We start from the raw sequence: 17506 nt of genomic DNA, 5'->3' as shown, positions 1-17506 counted from the left end.
CCTCATTTCAGGCTGAGTTCACGCCTGCCGCGCCCGCCCCGGCGCAGGCCCAGCCACGTCAGCACGCGCTCGAGTGCCTCCCGGCCCTGTCGCCGCCGTGCCTGCGGCAGCAGCCAGGTCGCCGCGAAGCGCAGCAGCTCGAATGGCCGGGGCCGTGCCCCCAGCACCGCGAGGGCCGTCTCACGCAGAGCGGCGGTGTTGCCCTCCAGCGCGGCGAAGTGCGCGACATGAAACACGACGAAGCCGACGTAGGCCCGGTCACTCAACAGCCCCTGGGACCGCAGGTCACTGGCCCAGCTCAGCGAGGTGCGCCAGTTTACCGAGGTTCCCAGGTGGGGCCGGACCTCGTGGAAATGGTACGTCGCCAGCACGTCGGGTACACCCACAACCCCCGCGCCCGGCACCGAGGTGGCCCAAATGAGCCAGTCCCAGTCCTCGTGGCGGGGCACGCTCGAGCGAAAGGGCATCTTCTCGAAGAGGGCACGCTCGGCGAACAGCACTGTACTCATCAGGGTGAGGTTGGGACTGAACCAGTGCTCGCGCGCCATCAGGTAGTCGCCGACCGGCTCGTCCGGGCGCGGAAAGCGGGCGGGTTCCTGACGGGCGCCTTGTGCCGTAGGGAGGTCATAGCGGCACACGACGATGGGGTGACGCAGGGACGAGCACCGCGCCGCCTCCAGTTGCCGCTCCAGCTTGGCGGGCGCCCACTCGTCATCGTCGTCCAGCAGGGCGACCCAGGGAGCACGGGCGTGACGCACACCGACATTGCGGGCCTCAGAGGGCCCTACATTCCGGGGGAGCGCGACGACGCGCAGGCGGGGGTCGGTGACAGTGGCGAGCGCCTCCACCGTGGCCGGGTCGGGGCCGTCAACCACGACAATGACCTCCAGGTCGCGCAGCGTCTGGGCGAGCGCCGTGCGTACCGCTCGGTCCAACAGCAGCTCAGGGCGGTGGCGGGTTGGAATAACCACGCTCACTTGGGGCTCGACTCCGGTCACGCGTCCACCTGCACGCGCTCCGGCCACCCCGGCTCCACCTCGCGGAAGGAGGCGACTGTGCGCTCCAGGCCCTCGCGCAACGGCACCTGCGGCTCCCACCCCAGCAACGCGCGCGCGCGAGTGATGTCGGGACGGCGCTGCCGCGGATCGTCGGCGGGCATGGGCTCATACGCGATCTCCAACCGTGGGTCGATCAGGTCCCGGATAACTTCGGCGAAATCTAGAATGGTGTACTCATCCGGGTTCCCCAGGTTGACCGGCCCGTGGTAGGACACTTCCAGCAGGCGGACAATGCCTTCCACCAGATCGTCCACGTACTGAAAGGAGCGTGTTTGCAGCCCCTCACCGTAGACCGTCAGCGGCTCGCCGCGCAGCGCCTGGTTGACGAAGTTCGTCACCACCCGGCCGTCGTCGGCGCGCATGCGGGGGCCGTAGGTGTTGAAGATGCGGATGATACGGGTGTCCACCCCGTGGTGACGGTGGTAGGCCATCGTCAGGGCCTCGGCGTAGCGTTTGGCCTCGTCGTAGCAGCTTCGCAGCCCGGCGGGGTTCACGTGCCCCCAGTAGTCCTCGGGCTGGGGGTGAACCAGGGGATCGCCGTACACCTCGCTCGTGCTGGCGAGCATGAAGGTCGCGCCGGAGCGCCGGGCTACGTCCAGCGCGTGCTGGGTACCCTGGGCGCCCACCAGCAACGTCTCCACCGGGTGCTGCTGGTAGTGCGGCGGGCTGGCGGGCGAGGCGAAGTGCAGCACCGCGTCGAAGGTCCCCTCGACCGGGAGCCCCGCGCTCACGTCGGCCTCGACGAAGCGGAAGTGGGGGTGCCCTAGGAAGAGCGCCGTGTTGCGCCGCTGGCCACTGAGGTAGTTGTCCACGCCGACCACCTCATGGCCCTCCCCCAGGAAGCGCTCGACGAGGTGGCTTCCCACGAAGCCCGCGCTGCCGGTCAGGAGAATTCTCACGCGGTCACCTCGGGCGCGGCGCGGCTGGCCGGGCGCTTGCCGATCTGCTCGACGGTGCCCGCCCCGCCGAAGTGGCCGATCACCCGGCGGGTGTCGATCACGAGAGCGTGGCGCATGCCCCGCAGCGCGCTCTCCCAGTCGATCCGCCGGTAGTCGTCCCACTCGGTCATCAGGATCGCCGCGTCCGCCCCCCGGAGGGCCGCCTCGGCGCTTTCCGCCTCCTGGTAGCGCAGGTGCCGCCACTCGTGACGGGCGCGCGGCATGGCGATGGGGTCGTGGGCGACGACCTGGGCACCCAGCTCGACCAGGCGCGCGATGCAATCGTGGGCGGGCGCGTCGCGCAGGTCGTCGGTGTTCGGCTTGAAGGCCATGCCCAGCACCGCTACCCGCTTGCCCTTGAGGCGGTGCAGGTGCTGCTGGAGTTTGGCGATCACGAGCTGGCGCTGGTTGATCTCCACGGCGGCCGCCAGGATGGGCATCTCATAGCCGTACTCGTGGCCGATGCTGATCAGCGCGGCGGTGTCCTTGCCGAAGCAGCTCCCGCCCCAGCCCGCCCCGGCGCCCAGGAAGTGCGGCCCGATGCGCTGGTCGTAGCCGATCCCGCGCGTGACCTCCTGAATGTCGGCGTCCACCCGCTCGCACAGCCCGGCGATCTCGTTGGCGAAGCTGATCTTGAGCGCCAGGAAGGCGTTCGCCGCGTACTTGATCATCTCCGCGCTACTGAGGCTGGTCTTGACCAGGGCGGGCTGGGTGTAGGTCGCGGGGCGTGGCACCGACACCGGCTCGGCGAAATCCTGGCTCAGCAACGGCTCGTACAGCTCCACCATCCGCTCGATGGCCTCGGGGCTGTCACTCCCCAGCACGATGCGGTCGGGGTAGAGGCTGTCGTGCAGCGCGGTGCCCTCGCGCAGGAACTCGGGGTTGCTGACCACCAGGTAGCGGTTGGCGTGGTAGTCGACCGCGTTCTCCTCCAGGATGCGCGCCACCCAGTCCCCGGTGCCGATGGGCACGGTGCTCTTGTTCACCACGACCTGCACCTTGCCGTTGAGGTGCCGGGCAATGCTCTGGGCGGCCTCCGCGACGTAGGCCAGGTTAGGCTGACCACTGGGCAGCGGGGGCGTGCCCACGCAGATGAAGATCACGTCGGCGTTGGGAATTGCGCTGGCGTAATCGGTCGTCCAGCGCAGCCGCGGCGCACTCTCGCGCAGCAGCTCGTCTAGGTACGGCTCGTAGATGGGCAGCTCCCCGCGAGTGAGCATGTCGATCTTGGCCTGGTCCACGTCCACACCAGTGACGTGGTGGCCCAGGTAGGCCAGCATGACCGCCGTTCCCAGCCCGACGTACCCGGTTCCGACCACCGCTACCTGTAACGCCTTGGCATCCTGCATCTCATTTCTCCTTGTGGTGCTGCGCTTTCATAGAGGCTTCGAACAGAGCTCGATCAACGCTGGGGTCAACTTAAGAAGGCGGGCGCTAAAGAAAAATAAACGCGCTGCTGTGCGTCGCCGCCTCAGCCGAAAGACGCGAAAGGCCGGTGCTGGAGATACCAGTGGTAGGTCTGGTTGATCCCGGCGTGCAGCGAGGTGCCTGGCGCCCAGCCCCGCGACCGCAGCATGTCCTGGGCGAACGCGCCGCGCGCGGGAAGCAGGGGGGCGCGGGGGTCGACCTCGAAGGCGCCGTCGTAGCCCACCACGGCCTTGACCGCCGCCGCAAGGTCCGCCAGGGTACAGGGTCGGCCGTAGCCGACATGGACCGCGCCCGGCTCCGAGACGTGGTTGGCGAGAAACAGGCAGGCGTCCGCCATGTCGTCCACGTGCAGCAGGTCGCGCTGCCACACGCCCCCGCCCGGCCAGCGGACCGAGGGGCGGCCCAGCTCCTTGGCGTGCAGCATCTCGCGCAGCAGCCCCAGCACCACGCTGCTGCGGTGCAGGTCGCCGCTGGAGCTCGGGCCGTACAGACTGCTGAATACCGCGCTGACAAAGTCGCAGCCGTACTGGCGGCGGTAACTGTCACACAGCTCAGTCGTCGTGTGGCTCACGACCTGGCAGACCCGCTGGGTTTCCTCGATCAGTTCCGCCTGGAGGTAACTCACGTTCAGCGGCAGGGCGCCCACGTCGGCATAGGTGGAGCTGCAATCGATACACAGCAGCTTTTCCACGTCGTACAGGTACGCCGCGTGGATGGTGTTGGTCATGACCATCAGGTTGTCGCGCAGCCACTGCGCCGGGTAGATCGAGTCGGTGATGGCCCCCGTCACCTTGACCGAGGACAGGAAGACGTAGTCGGGCAGCTCCTTCTCGAAAAAGGCGTTGACGTCGTCCTTTTCGCGCAGGTCCAGCTCGTAGTCCGCGCGAGTGGTGACGTTGTGATACCCCAGGTGTTGGAGCCTGCGCACCAGGGCCTGCCCCACGAAGCCGGTATGTTCGGCCACGAAAATCTTGGCGTCGGTGGGAAGACTCATGGCTGAACCAGCAGGGTGGGGAGGATGCGAACGGGCTGCTGGCCGGAACAGGGGTGACCCCTTCCGGGGGGAAGCCCCCGGCCGCCGGGCGGGAGAGCTGCGACCCCACGTCCTCGCCACAGAAACGGCCCGGACTGGCCGCCCCCGGCTGGACGCCCCCGGGGCTCCGCCAGACGGCCGGGAGCGGGCTGGCCGTCCCCACCCACCGGTTTTCTCCTCACTGCCACATCCATCCCCATCCTCTGTTTCCCACCTTCCGCCTGACGTTGGACCGCCGCCCGGCCAAACACGGGCTCCGGGCCGCATCCCGCCTCAGCCCCCGCTGATCCTGTCTTGCCGCTCCAGGAAGCTGGAGAGGTGGCGCCATGGTGAGGGAGATGGCGTTAACTCCGCGCTAATGCCTTCCGGGGGCGGGGAAGTTCAGCCAGGATCCTACCCCTTGAGGCTGCTTTTATAAAGCTGTAGTCAGCCTTTTCATAAAGCTGATTGCTTTCTGAGAGATTCACCTCTATAGCTCTTTCTTTGCCCAATCTTTACCTTACGGGGGACAACTAGGCGGAGAGGTCGTTGTATGGCGAGCTATGTTCCTCACCCCTTCCACATAGCCACGGGACCTGAAACAGACTGAACCCATACAATGACGGACCACCGCCTGTTTTGCATGGTAAGCTCATGGAGGCTCACCGGAGCCTAAGAATATGTGCCCGTGTGAGGCTACAAGAGACGAGAGTTCTGGGGTGTGCAGGAATCCCCATCGAAAAGCAGGAAATGGACACTGGCGCTGTGGCACACCGACCTCTCCCGGGAGGAAGGGGCTTTTGGCGCAGGGAACGGACGGAGGCCACAGGTGTTGACCATCCACCTTCTGGGACACGCGCACCTCAGCCGGGGCGGGCAGCCCGTGCCGGTTTCGGCCAAGGCGGTCGCCCTGATCACCTATCTCTCTATAGAAAAGCTGCCCCAGCACCGGGAGCGGCTCGCGGACCTGCTGTGGACCACGGCCGAGGCGCGCAAGAACCTACGGGTCGAGCTGGCGCGGATTCGCACGGCGGGACTCAACCTGTTCCCCGCCAGCCGCCAGCTCCTGTATCTGGAGAACGTCACCACCGACTTCGACCTGTGGCAGGCGCGCGCCGAGCAGGACATGAACCAGGCGCAGCTCTCGGACTGGCTGGCGATGCTGCGGGGCTTTCCGCTCAGCGGGCTGGAGGACCTGGGCAGCTCCACCTTCAAGGAGTGGGTGGACCAGCAGCGCTGGATTCTGAGCCAGCAGATCGAGGAGGGGCTGAGCCGGGTGTACTGGCGCTACGCCCGCGCGGAGCAGGCCTGGGCCCTGCGGCTGATCGCGGCGCGGGCCGACACCCTGGGCTTCGAACTAAGTACCGAGGCGCCGGAGGACCTGAGCCCCGCGGACCTCCCGGCGCCCGGCGGGGAGGACACGCCCCCGGCAGAACTGGCCCAGGTGCCGGAACTGCACTTCGGGCGCCCCCAGGAGGAGCAGCTTCTGGAGCGGATGCTGCGGGAGGCCGAGCGGGAACCGCAGGTCGTCGTACTGCACGGCCCTCCCGGGATCGGCAAGAGCTACCACGTTGAGCGAGCGGCGGCGCGCGGCGGCTGGCTGACGGTGCGGGTGCCCGACACGCGGTCGAGCCGCCTGGTTCTGGCCTCGCTCGCGCAGTCGGCCCTGCGGGAAAGCGAGGCGGGGGGGCCCGAGGCCGAGGCGCTGCGCCGCCTGCTGCTCGCCCCGACCAGCTTGGAGGAGGACGCGGTGAAAGTGGCGGTCGCCCTGGCCCGGCTGGGCCGCCCGCTGCTGCTGGTGTTCGACCATGTCCACGACGCCCCCGCCGAGCTGGCCCCGCTGCTCACCTTTCTGACGCAGGTGCCCAGCGAGGGACCGCGCGCCTTGGTGCTGCTCAGCCGCCAGCAGGCGGCGCAGGCCCCGCTCACCCGGGCCCTGCGCGCGCGGGTGGGGGGAATCTGCCGCGAACTGGAGCTGCCGCCGCTCACCCGGGCGAGCGTGCAGCAGGCCCTGGAGGCCCGCTTCGCCGCGCAGCCTGTCCGGACGCTGCACGGCGAAGCGGCCCGGCTGGTGCAGCGCAGCGAGGGGAACCCGCTGCACCTGCTCAGCCTGCTGGGGTCAGCGGGCGAGTCCGGTGACCAGGCCACGCACTTCCCGCAGGCCGTGCGTGACAGCTACGGCATGGACATCGACGGGTGGCCGTCCGCGCTGGTGGAGGCGATGATCCGCCTGAGTGCCATCTACGGCCACTTCGACCGGCGGGTGGCCCGGGCAGCACTGGGCGAGGGGCTAGCCGCCTCCACCGACACCCTGCTGTACGAGGCGCTGGAGCGCCACATCCTGCGCGAGACGGAGACCGGGGGCACGCTGGAATGGCCCGGCCTCACCCTGCGGCCCTCACCCCAGGGGGCCGAGACGCTGTACACCTTCGCCAGCGAGGGCCTGCGCATCGCGCTCGCCAGCCGCTCGCCCCAACTGATCCGCCAGGACGTGCGGCGGCGCCTGGTCCCCGCGCTGGCCGACAGTGCGCCGGGGCTCGCCGCCTACTACGCGCGCCGGGGCGGGCTGACCGAGGACGCCGAGCGCCTCCAGCGGGTGTACCGCGCCGGACTTCAGGGCCAGCAGTTGCCGGACGCCGGGCGGCGCCCCGCCTCCGGGTCCTCCTCCCCCGCGCCGGAGCCCCAGCGGGTCCCCACCCCGCCGCACGGCCCGGTCGCGGCCCAGGGGTACCTGGTTTCGCGGGACAACAGCGGCTGGCTGAACATCTGGAGCGTGGGCCGCTACGGGCATCCGCAGACCCTGCGCCTGCACCTGAGCCTGCCCCCGGGTTCGGGTGAGGCCGAGCTGCACCTGGTCTGGCGCCTGGACATGTTCAGCGGCGGCGAGGAGCTCGGCCCGCAGCAGCTTCCCTTTCCCCTACGGGTGGAGCTGCTCGGTTCGGGCACGGCCCACGTCCTAACCCGCACGGCGACTTCCGACTACCTGGAAGGGGAGGTCCGGCACACCATTCACGAGGCCGCGACCGAACAGTGGATGGAGCATCACCTGACCTTCCCGGCGCCCGCAGCGGATGGGGCCATCCTGGAACTCAGCGTGCGCGCCCTCGATGTGGCCCTCACCCTGGGAGCCCTGACCTGGCAGGGGCAGAACTTGCTGGTCGCCGCCTCCGATCCCGCCCTGCGCTCGGCACAGCGCGGTCCGCATCTCCTCCCCCAGCCCGGCCTGCCACTCCTCAAACAAGTGCGCTGAGGGGGACTGGCCAGGGCGTTCCCCGGCCGAACCCGAACCTGACCTTATCAAAGTGGGTGGCGAATGGGAACCGAAGCCCATTCGCCGCCTCAAGTTGGGGGCGGGCTCACGGTTCTCCGTGGGCCCGCCCGCTTTTCTCTTGCCTTTAGCGGGGGCCGACCTTGACGCCCGCCGAGGCCAGCTTGCCCTGCCAGCGCGTCCACTCTGCCTTTTCCATCTCCAGAGTGATCGTGCCGAGGTTTTGGTTGTTGCTGCAGACCGTCCCATTCAGGCCGCAGGCCGGGAGCCAAGTGGCGTTGTTGGTGGTGGTGCCGTTCGAGTTGACCTTGGTCCAGCCAATCACATTGTCACGCATCACGTTGTTGGCGAAGGTGGGGGTGGGCAGGGAACCGGCGCCGTACATGTCCCAGACATAGATGCCGACGTTGACGGAGGGCAGGCGCGTTCCGTCGGGCATGCGGCCACTGGATACCGCGCGGTTGTTGAAGATCTGGTTACCCACGCCGCCCACGATGGCGAGGCCGTGGTTGGTGGTTCCCACGATCTGGTTGTTGTAGGCCCAGGCGTAGCCGTTGTCGAGCGGGTTGCTGACCTTGCCGTCGCCCAGCAGGATGCCGCCGCCGGGGTAGCTGGTGGTGGTGGCGGGGTCCACCGGGTAGGCGCCCTGAATGTAGTTGTCGTGGATCTTCATGGGCGAGTCTGGCGTACCGCTGCTGCCGTTGAGGTTGATGGTCTCCTCGGTGCGGCTCTTCCCAGGCTCGTTGATGATCTCGTTCCAGGCCACCTCGACGCCGGGCACGCGGCGCACGGCATTGAACAGCAGCGCCTGCACGACAGCGGTGTCCTTCGTGTACCCACCCGCGCCGTCACTCCTCATGCCGTTGATGTTGCGGAACTGGTTCCGCAGAATCCGGATGCCGTCGCCCTTGGTGGGGTCACCGTAGAACGAGCGGATGTAGATGCCGGTGGTGTTCTCGAAGTAGCTGTTCTCGACCGTCAGGCTCTTGATCTCTTCCGCGTTCACCGCCTTGCCGACTGTCCGGCCCGCGATGTTCGGGTTCAGGCCGTAGCCACGGACGTTGCGGATGGTAACGCGATTACCGAAGCCGCTGATCAGGTTGCCGAGGCCGCGGATGTTGGCATTCTCGATGATCACCGGCTCGCTCGTCTGAATGAGGACTGCCGCGCCGGTCGTGGTGCTCTCCCAGTTGCCCGAGTACGTTCCGCCCTTGGAGATGATCAGGCGGCCGCCGTACTGGACGTTGCCAGGAGTCGGGATGGGGGCAGGCGCCGAGGAGGTGCCGCTGGTGCAGCCGCGCAGGGTGGTGTTCGCCCAGTCGGCGTGGTCGTAGTTCATGCCGTCACCGGCGTCGGTCACGACCAGCTTCAGTTCCTTCTTGCCGCTCACATTCACGCTCAGCGCCTTAGCCCCGTCGGAGCCGCGCATCACGCCGCTGTCATACAGCTTGGTGCCGTCGGCGTACACCTGGAACACCACGCTGCCGCGGCTGCCCACCTCGTCGTCCACCCCCACGTTCGCCGTGAAGGTGCTGCACAGCCCGTTCAGATTAAAGGTCATGCTCGAGTTGGAATGCGCCCCGAACCCCTTGTCGAACGTCACGCCGCCGATGCTGAGGGTCCGGCCGTCGCCCGCGTTCTTGTCCCCGTTACTGCGGTCGCGCTCAACGGGACCCCAGCCGTTGGTCGCTGAGGTCCAGTTCTCGTAGCTCAGGCCGTTGTCGCCCGAGGTGATGGTCAGGGGTTGCAGGGTGGACTCGCCGTCGCTGCTCCAACTGTGGTCCGCGCCGTCATACGTGAACGTGGGGGTGGAGTCCTGGGCGGCTGGAGTTTGGCTGGACGGCGCCTGAGTCGACGGCGTCGATCCGCAAGCTGCCAGCGCCAGGGTCAGGGCCAGCACGCCCAGCGAGGAAAGAGCAGTGCGGGCAGTAGAAAGCTGGATCTTGTTGCTGTTGCTCATAGGTCTCCTAAAGAGAAAGGGAATAAATGGCGGTAGACCGAAACGGGCAAATCAAGTAGTGACCCTGGCGGTGGTAGCCGGGACGTCGAACGCAAAGCGGGGCCACCCAAAGAACTTCAGCTTGATGAAATTTCTCTCATCCATTCCTCAACACTTTTGCGGACCTCTGCACGGGCTGAGGTTACACAAAGTAAATTATAAGATTCTGTTAAAAACTCTTAATTTCCCAGTCAGCTCCTGAAAATGTGGGGTTTCTGACAGGGCGGTAAGTTTCACTCGAATGTGGATTTTTTCGCGTCCGGACGGAGTTGGTGACCGTGATGGCAATTGGCGAAGTTGTAACGCTTCCATTCACATACTCGTCTCAAACAGGAATGGGGCCCGCCGTGTGGGGCAGCCCGGCAGCCTGGAGAGAAGAGAAAGGCGGGAGCATATGTTCAACCCTGATCCGAAGTCGACCGCGGCCTGCTCGCGCAGCCTCGCCGGTCCCCCCGGCGGGAGACCGGTTCGTGAAGGCCCTCATCCCCGCAGCGGGTTTCGGCACGCGCCTGCGCCCCCTGACCTACGCCCGCCCCAAGCCGGTGCTGCCCGTCGCCAACCTGCCCATCATCTGCCACGCGGTCCAGAACCTGACGGCGGCGGGCATCCGGGATATCGGCATCGTCGTGTCGGGCGTCACGCGGGAGGCGATCCAGGGGGCGCTGCGGGACGTCGAGGGCGCCCACATCGAGTACATCGAGCAGCCCCAGATGCTCGGGCTGGGACACGCGGTCCGGGTGGCCCGGGGCTGGATCGGGACGAGCGACTTCTGCGTGTACCTGGGGGACAACCTCTTCGAAAACGGGGTGGGGGACTTTCTGGCCACCTTCCGCGAGCAGGAGGCGGACGCCGTGATCGCCCTGGCAGAGGTCCCGGACGCCCGGGCCTTCGGGGTGGCGGTGCTGAATGAGCGGGGCCACATCACGGGCCTGCTGGAAAAGCCGCAGGTTCCGCCCTCCAACCTGGCGGTGGCGGGGGTGTACTGCTTCCGGGCGGGCATCCTCGACCTGCTGGAGACCCTGCCGCCCAGCGCGCGGGGGGAGTACGAGCTCACCGACGCCATCGCGCGGCTGATTGAGGAGGGCGGCCGGGTGGTGGGCCAGCGGGTCACGGGCTGGTGGAAGGACACCGGCCGTCCCCACGACCTGCTTGAGGCCAACCGGCTGCTGCTCGAACGGCTTCAACCCTGCGTGCTGGGCGAGGTGACGGAGTCGAGGCTGTGTGGCCGGGTCGTGGTGGGTCCGGGCGCCCAGGTGCGCGGAAGCGTCATCATGGGACCCGTGACCATCGCGGCTGGGGCCCGGATCGAGAACGCCTACATCGGGCCCTTCACCAGTGTCGGGCGCGGCAGCGTGATCCGGAACGCCGAGGTCGAGTACAGCGTGATCGACGAGGAGGCCGAGATCCGCGACATGAGCCTGCGGCTCCAGGAGTGCCTAATCGGCCTGGGCGCCCGTGTGATTGGGCACGGCGAGGTGCCGCGGGTCCACCGCCTGGTCCTCTCGGACACCAGCCTGCTCGAATTCGGCTGCTGAGCCCCCGCCGCCCACTGCTCTCCTGGCCCGCCAGCCTTCCCCGCCCGCTTTCCCTGAACTCCCCGAAAGGTGCCTGCTCCATGCCGTACTTACCCACCCAGTCCCCCAACGACGATGTCGATGTGCCCCGTCTCGCGCTGCCCCTGCGGCGCCACGCCCTGCCGCTGCTCTCGGCGGCCCTGCTCGCGGGCGTCCTGACCTACGCCGCAACCGCCCGGCAGGCCCGGCAGTACGAGACGATGAGCAGCGTGGTCTCCGTGAGCGGCAACGCGGAGGGCGCGCTGGAGGAGGGGCTGATCGCCGCCCCGCCCCTGCCGCCCGGCACCCTCCAGCAGGCCCTGCGCGACGGCGAGGTCGTGGGCGATATCGCCCGGCGGGTGCTCGCCAGTGACCTGCCGCCCGCCCAGGCCCGCGCCCTGGCCCAGGACGTGGAGAGGCAGCGCCGCGGCAACACCTTCTCGCTCGTACGCGTCACGACCCCCGAGGGCACCCGCTCGGACCTGTACGAGGTCTGGGGCCGCGCCGGGGACGCCGCCTCGGCCCAGGTCCTCGTGAACGCCTCGGTGGACGCCCTGCTGGCCTGGGATCAGGAGCGCGCCCGCGAGCGGGTGGCGCTGGCCCGCGCCAGCCTGCAAAAGCAGCTTGCGGAACTCAACCGCAACGAGCCGCCCCCAAGCGCCAGCGACCTGCGCTGGGACACCTACCAGTCCACCCAGGCCCGTCTTTACCAGGCGCTGAACCGGGTATCGCTACTGGAGAACGCGGCAGTGAGCACCCTCCAGGTCGTCGCGCGGGCGCCCGAGCCCTCCGCCCCGGTGGCGACCAGCCCGCTGAGCCGCGCGGGGCTGGCCGCCCTGCTCACCCTGTTCGGGGCCTCGGCCGTGATCCTGCTGCTGGAGGCGTGGCGGCGCCGGGTGTACGATGCCCACAGCCTGCGCGACCTGGGGCTGCCGCTGCTGGGCCAGCTTCCCCGCCTGGCGGCGGGCCGGGGCGGGCCGGGCGCCCTGCAAGACGGCCCCCTTCAGGACAGCCTGGGCTTCCTGCGGGTAAACGTGCTCTCGCAGCTTCCGGCGGACGGGCCGCGCCGCCTAGTGTTCGCCAGCCCGCAGGACGGAGCGGGCAGCGGCAGCGTCGTGACGGCCCTGGCGGCGAGCCTCGCGGCGGCGGGCCAGCGCGTGCTGATCGTGGACACCCAGCTCCATTCGGGTACGGGGACGATTCTGGCGGGAGGGATGCAGCGCCTCGCCGAGGGGGTCGACCGACTGGTCCTGCCTGGCACCGACCCTCTCCAGGCCCGGACGCTAGTGGGGAACCCGTCTCCCGCCTATGACCTGACGCTGATCGCCGCCCCTCCGCTGCTGCGGCGGTCGGACGCCCTGCTGTGGGCCTCCGACGCGGCGGGCATCGTTCTGGTGCTCGACCCGGGCACCAGCCGCGCGGGCGAGGTCGAGCGGGTGCTTCAGAGCGCCGAACTCGCCAGGGTCCGCGTGCTGGGCGTGGTCCTCAACGAGCTGCGGCTGGAGGACGAGGCCCAGCAGGCGGCCGGGAGCCCGCAACCCCTGCCCGACCGCAACCTGCTCGCCGGGGAGGCGGACCGCACGCTCACCTGACTGCGGCTTCGCCGAACATCCGGGCCTTTCGCGGGGCGGCGTTCCTTCCTTCGGGAACCCGTCGCCCCGCGAGAGGCCCGCGTCAAGGGAACGCTAATGTTGGTGGGCGGGCCGGGTGGACCCGCTGGCGGTGCTCTTGGGCCCGGACGCAAACCGTTTCTTTCCTGCTCGCTCCGCTCGTGTTGAACAGTTACAGAGCTGTTCAACACGAATCTGTATTAAATCGTCAGGGCCGTTCTTTCAAGCGCCTGGCGGCAGTCCCACCAACTGCGGGGCGGCGGCCGGAAGCCGGTACCGGGCTCAGACGCAGAAGGTCGGAGTCAGCCACCGGCGGCCCAGGCGGTTCACGGCTTCCACCAGCCCCTCGAAGCGTCCCGGCTTGAGCACATAATCGTCGGCCCCCGCCGCGGCGCAGGCATCCCGGTCGGAAGCCTCATTGGACGTGGTGAAGACCACCACCGGAACATGGCGCAGCGCGGCGTCCCCCTTCACGGCCCGCAGCACCTCGTGGCCGCTGACACGCGGCATGTTGAGATCGAGCAGCACGAGGTCCGGCTGGCTCCCCGCCCCCCGCAACAGGTCCAGCGCCTCCTGCCCGTCGCGGGCCACGGTCACCTCACAGCGCACCTCGCTCTCCTCCAGCGCCGCACGCGCCAGCTCGACGTCGTGTTCGTTGTCCTCGACCAGCAGGAGGTGTTTGGGGAAAGCGGGAGACGTCAAGGAAGTCCTTTCCGAACACCAGCGGCGAGAGGGCGGCTTCGCCGCTCGGACCTGGTGTGCTGTCCCCAGCATAGCTGAGCTCTGTGTGAAGGAATATAGACTTTTGGCTTAACGCCTCCCCCCTTGCACCGCCTTGACTGGCTGCCCCTGGGTGGTGTCATGGTCGGCAGTAGGGCGTCCCCCGGCCCGGTGGCCCAGCCTCCTCTTGTTGCTTGCCCTGCCTCTTCGGGCAGGCGGGCCAAATGTTCCCCCTTTCCCACCCCCGCCCGCCTTAGGCGGAGACGCTCCCAGGCAGACGGTCCGGGTTGCTCCCCGCCCAGAACCTCACGAAGCTGCGGATGTCCGCGAGGAACTCCCCGAAATCCCCCGATTTCAGCAGGTACGCGTTGGCATGGCGGGCATATGCCTCGCGGATGTCCGCTCGGCTGCGCGAGGTCGTCAGCATCACCACGGGGACCAGGCACAGCCGTGGGTCGGTCTTCAGGGCGCTCAGCACCTCGAACCCGTTCAGGCCCGGCATGTTCACGTCAAGCAGCACCACGTCGGGAAGGGCCGCGTTCACCTGACGCAGCGCCCCGAGGGCCGCCCCACCGCTCCGGCATGAGGTGAGGCTGACCGGTTCTTCCAGCGCGGCAAAGGCCTCCTGAGCGAGGAGGTCAGCGGGGTTGTCGTCGATCAGCAGGACCTGGAGGGGGCGGCGCGCGATGCCGGGGAGGGTGGGTAAGGGGAGGAGCATCAGGCGCAGAGTAAGCCTGCCCCCCTGGCAAAAAGATCACGCCGTGCGGTGGCGGGCGCTTCCTCCCGGGCCAATGCTTCTCCGGGCCCGCCCGCGGGTTGTCAGGACGAGGGGCAGCCCTTCCCCTTCAGGGCGAGGTTTCGTGGTCGTTTCACCGCCCGCCCCGTCGGCCTGTCCAGTTGCTCCTGGTCCCCCTCCGCCGGGCTAGATGGAGGAATTGACCCCCACGCCTGATAGGGAGAGCAGGAGGGAGGCCCATTTTTTAAGCCTTCCTTTATGTGGAGTCAAGCCGACCTTTGCCGTCGCCCCCACCCTAAGATGAGGGGGAAAGCACGTCTCCATGACGATCCCCGGACCCCTCCTCAACCCCGACGCCCACCACCTGCTCGACAGTCTGGCCGACCCCTTCTTCGTAGTGGACGGCGAGTGGCGGTACACATATGTCAACGCCCACGCGGCGGGCATCATGGGGGTCACGCCGCCCGACCTGCTGGGCAAGGTGCTGTGGGAATGCTTTCCAGAAGCGCTTGACACGCGGCTGGAAGAGGAGTACCGCCGCGTGATGACGGCCCGCGAGGTGCGGCAATTCGAATTGCATTATCCTGCCCTGCAGGTATGGGTCGAGGTCAAGGCCTTTCCCCACGAGGGCGGGATCGCCGTACATTTCCGGGACATCACCGCGCGCAGGCTTGCCGACGAGCGCCGCGAGGCGCTGCTCGCCGTGACGCTCGACCTCGCCAGAGCCTCCACCGAGCGCGAGGTGGCCGCGACCGCCCTTCTGGCGGGCCTGCCCGTCCTGGGCGCGTACGGGGGGACAGTCCTGCGGGTCACCGGGCAGGGTGACGGGCTGGAGTTGGTCCACAGCCACGGCTACGCTGACGGGCGCAGCCAGAGTTGGCACCACTTTCCCATGAGCACCCCGTTGCCCATCACCGACGCGGTGCGTAACCTGCAGGCCGTGTTTATGCGCGAGCGGGACCTGCTCGCCCGCTACCCGGCCCTCGGCCCGCAGAAAAGCGACCGGACCCGCGCGCTCGCGGCCCTGCCCCTCATCGTGGACGGCCGGGCCCTCGGCGCCCTCGCGCTCAGCTTCGACACTGACCGCACCTTCAACCAGGCGGAACGCGACTTTGCCGTGTCGCTCGCCGGTCAGCTCGCGCAGGCGCTGGCCCGCGCGAGCTTGCAGGAGACGCAGGCGCGCTCCGCCCAGCGCCTGCGCGGTCTCGCGGCAGCCGCGCTGAACATCAACGCGGCGCGCACCCTGGACGAAACGCTGGACGTGATCACCGAGCAGGCCCGCGCCGTGATCGGCGCGCACCAGGCGGTGGTCAGCCTCAGTGTAGGGGACGACTGGGCGCAGGCCATCAACGCGGTGTCCCTGAGTGACAAGTACGCCGCGTGGCGCGAGTACCAGGGTGCCCCCGACGGCAGCGGGCTCTACGCCCGGGTGTGCCGCCTCAACACCCCGCTGCGCCTCACCCGGGCTGAACTGGAGGCGCACCCTGCCTGGCAGAGCTTTGGTGCCGACGCGGACCGGCACCCGCCCATGCGCGGCTGGCTGGCGGTGCCCCTGGTGGGCCGCGGCGGACAGAACATTGGCCTGATCCAGCTCAGCGACAAGACCGAGGGCGACTTCACGGCCGAGGACGAGAGCATTCTGGTGCAGCTCGCGCAGCTCGCCGCGGGCAGCGTGGAAAACGCCCGCGCGGTGCAGAGCGTCCGGGACAGCGAGGCCCGTTACCGCTCACTGGTGGAGGCCAGCAGCCAGATGGTATGGACCACGCCCCCGAGCGGTGAGTTCGAGGGCGATCAGCCCGCGTGGCGAAACTTCACCGGGCAGACCACCGGGGAGTTGCAGGGCCGGGGCTGGCTCCAGGCGGTGCACCTCGACGACCGCCCCCAGGTCCTGAGGGAGTGGAACCGGGCGCATGCCGCGAAGACCCTGTATCAGGTGGAATACCGCCTGCGCCGTGCGGACGGAGAGTACCGCCACATGCTGGTGCGGGTCGTGCCGGTCAAGGGGGAGGACGGCGAGGTGCGGGAGTGGGTGGGGACCCATACCGACATCACCGAGCGTAAGGCGGCGCAGGCGGCCCTTCAGGAGCGCGACGCGGAACTGCGCGCCATGATCGACACCATCCCGCAACTGGCGTGGATGGCGGACCCGCAGGGCTGGATCTACTGGTACAACCAGCGCTGGTACGACTACACCGGCACGACCTTCGAGCAGATGCAGGGCTGGGGCTGGCGGGACGTGCATCACCCGGGGCACATCGGCCGGGTGCTGGAGGACGTCTCCGCGAAGTGGGCGGCCGGGCAGCCCTGGGAGGGCACCTTCCTGCTCCGCAGCCGGGACGGCGAGTACCGCTGGTTCCTGACACGCGCCATTCCCCTGTGGGACGAGCGCGGCGAACTCGTGCGCTGGTTCGGCACGAACACCGACATCACCGACGAGCGCCACCTCAACGAGACGCTGGAGGCGCGGGTGGCCGAGCGCACCGAGCAGCTCCTGCGGAGCAACCGCGAGCTGGAGCAGTTCGCCTACGTCGCCTCGCACGACCTCAAGGCCCCCCTGCGAACCGTGGCGAGCTACGTACAACTCTTGCAGCGCAAGTATCGGGGCCAGCTCGACGACCAGGCCGACCGGTACATCGCCTTCACCGTGGACGCGGTCGAGCGCATGAACGTCCTGATCGACGACGTGCTCGCCTACTCCCGGGTGGGGCGCGAGATGCGGGTGTCGAACGTGAACACCGGACGGGTGCTGCGCGAGGTGCTGGAGAACCTGGAGGACGCCCTGCAGGAGCGCGGCGCGCGCGTGACCTCCGGCGACCTCCCCAGTGTCCGCGGCGACGAGACGCAACTGCGCCAGGTGCTGCAAAATTTGATTGGAAACGCGATCAAGTTCCAACCCGCGGGCCGTATACCCGAGGTGCATCTGAGTGCCGAGGTGCGGGGCGACGTGGTCCAGTTCACGCTGCGGGACAACGGCATCGGAATTGCGGCGCAGCACTTCGGGCGCATCTTCGGGGTGTTTCAACGCCTGCACCGCCGCGAGGAATTCAACGGGACCGGCGTCGGCCTCGCCATCGTGAAAAAGATCGTGGAGGAGCACGGCGGGCACATCTGGGTGGAGTCGCAGGAGGGAGTCGGCACGGCCTTTCACTTCACCTTCCCCGCCGCGGAAACGGAGGAGGCATGA

At 68.5% G+C, this 17506-nt stretch carries 11 protein-coding genes; 4 read left to right on the top strand and 7 right to left on the bottom strand.

Annotated elements, in window-relative coordinates; all coding sequences use genetic code 11:
* Positions 1 to 2: 2 nt before the first annotated feature.
* The 4 genes from F784_RS23630 to F784_RS0116750 form a co-directional block, all read right to left on the bottom strand.
* Entirely contained in the window at positions 3 to 998 is a 996-nt protein-coding gene (locus F784_RS23630) for a glycosyltransferase family 2 protein (protein WP_019587885.1), read from the bottom strand.
* Positions 995 to 1957 (bottom strand): UDP-glucuronic acid decarboxylase family protein, encoded by a 963-nt coding sequence (locus tag F784_RS0116760; protein WP_019587884.1) that lies wholly within the window; start codon positions 1955 to 1957, stop codon positions 995 to 997. The genes F784_RS23630 and F784_RS0116760 overlap by 4 nt, the downstream gene beginning before the upstream one ends.
* Complete coding sequence (locus F784_RS0116755; protein WP_019587883.1) at positions 1954 to 3345, bottom strand: UDP-glucose dehydrogenase family protein; 1392 nt, start codon at positions 3343 to 3345, stop codon at positions 1954 to 1956. The genes F784_RS0116760 and F784_RS0116755 overlap by 4 nt, the downstream gene beginning before the upstream one ends.
* A 122-nt stretch (positions 3346 to 3467) precedes the next feature.
* Positions 3468 to 4418: a GDP-L-fucose synthase family protein gene (locus F784_RS0116750; protein WP_019587882.1), complete on the bottom strand. Its 951-nt coding sequence runs from the start codon at positions 4416 to 4418 to the stop codon at positions 3468 to 3470.
* A gap of 847 nt (positions 4419 to 5265) precedes the next feature.
* Here F784_RS0116750 and F784_RS0116745 point away from each other — a divergent pair.
* Complete coding sequence (locus tag F784_RS0116745; protein WP_019587881.1) at positions 5266 to 7686, top strand: AAA family ATPase; 2421 nt, start codon at positions 5266 to 5268, stop codon at positions 7684 to 7686.
* Positions 7687 to 7831: 145 nt separating this feature from the next.
* Here F784_RS0116745 and F784_RS0116740 read toward each other — a convergent pair whose 3' ends face one another.
* Entirely contained in the window at positions 7832 to 9664 is a 1833-nt protein-coding gene (locus F784_RS0116740; RefSeq protein ID WP_019587880.1) for an NPCBM/NEW2 domain-containing protein, read from the bottom strand.
* Positions 9665 to 10173: 509 nt separating this feature from the next.
* Here F784_RS0116740 and F784_RS0116730 point away from each other — a divergent pair.
* Together F784_RS0116730 and F784_RS0116725 are read left to right on the top strand one after the other, a co-directional pair.
* On the top strand, positions 10174 to 11238 hold the full coding sequence (locus F784_RS0116730; protein ID WP_019587878.1) for a glucose-1-phosphate thymidylyltransferase: 1065 nt from the start codon (positions 10174 to 10176) through the stop codon (positions 11236 to 11238).
* Positions 11239 to 11318: 80 nt separating this feature from the next.
* On the top strand, positions 11319 to 12848 hold the full coding sequence (locus F784_RS0116725; protein WP_019587877.1) for a hypothetical protein: 1530 nt from the start codon (positions 11319 to 11321) through the stop codon (positions 12846 to 12848).
* A 300-nt stretch (positions 12849 to 13148) separates the two neighbouring features.
* On the opposite strand, the gene F784_RS0116720 is transcribed toward F784_RS0116725, so the two are convergent.
* Positions 13149 to 13568 (bottom strand): response regulator, encoded by a 420-nt coding sequence (locus tag F784_RS0116720; protein ID WP_019587876.1) that lies wholly within the window; start codon positions 13566 to 13568, stop codon positions 13149 to 13151.
* 271 nt (positions 13569 to 13839) lie between these two features.
* A complete protein-coding gene (locus F784_RS0116715) occupies positions 13840 to 14304 on the bottom strand; it encodes a response regulator (RefSeq protein ID WP_019587875.1) in 465 nt (154 codons plus the stop codon).
* A gap of 340 nt (positions 14305 to 14644) precedes the next feature.
* On the opposite strand from F784_RS0116715, the gene F784_RS24800 reads away from it, so the two are divergent.
* The gene (locus tag F784_RS24800) at positions 14645 to 17506 is read left to right on the top strand and encodes a PAS domain S-box protein (RefSeq protein ID WP_019587874.1); all 2862 of its coding nucleotides are present in this window, start codon (positions 14645 to 14647) and stop codon (positions 17504 to 17506) included.

Origin of the sequence: Deinococcus apachensis DSM 19763, from assembly GCF_000381345.1 — a bacterium.
Classification (GTDB): domain Bacteria; phylum Deinococcota; class Deinococci; order Deinococcales; family Deinococcaceae; genus Deinococcus; species Deinococcus apachensis.
Note: the sequence above shows the minus strand (reverse complement) of the source record. Positions and strands in the feature narration are given on the sequence as shown.

Excerpts from the sequence above, each read along its gene's own strand:
- F784_RS0116755 (WP_019587883.1), bottom strand. The coding sequence starts at position 3,345 with ATGCAGGATGCCAAGGCGTTACAGGTAGCGGTGGTCGGAACCGGGTAC.
- F784_RS0116750 (WP_019587882.1), bottom strand. The coding sequence starts at position 4,418 with ATGAGTCTTCCCACCGACGCCAAGATTTTCGTGGCCGAACATACCGGC.
- F784_RS0116740 (WP_019587880.1), bottom strand. The coding sequence starts at position 9,664 with ATGAGCAACAGCAACAAGATCCAGCTTTCTACTGCCCGCACTGCTCTT.
- F784_RS0116725 (WP_019587877.1), top strand. The coding sequence starts at position 11,319 with ATGCCGTACTTACCCACCCAGTCCCCCAACGACGATGTCGATGTGCCC.
- F784_RS0116715 (WP_019587875.1), bottom strand. The coding sequence starts at position 14,304 with ATGCTCCTCCCCTTACCCACCCTCCCCGGCATCGCGCGCCGCCCCCTC.
- F784_RS24800 (WP_019587874.1), top strand. The coding sequence starts at position 14,645 with ATGACGATCCCCGGACCCCTCCTCAACCCCGACGCCCACCACCTGCTC.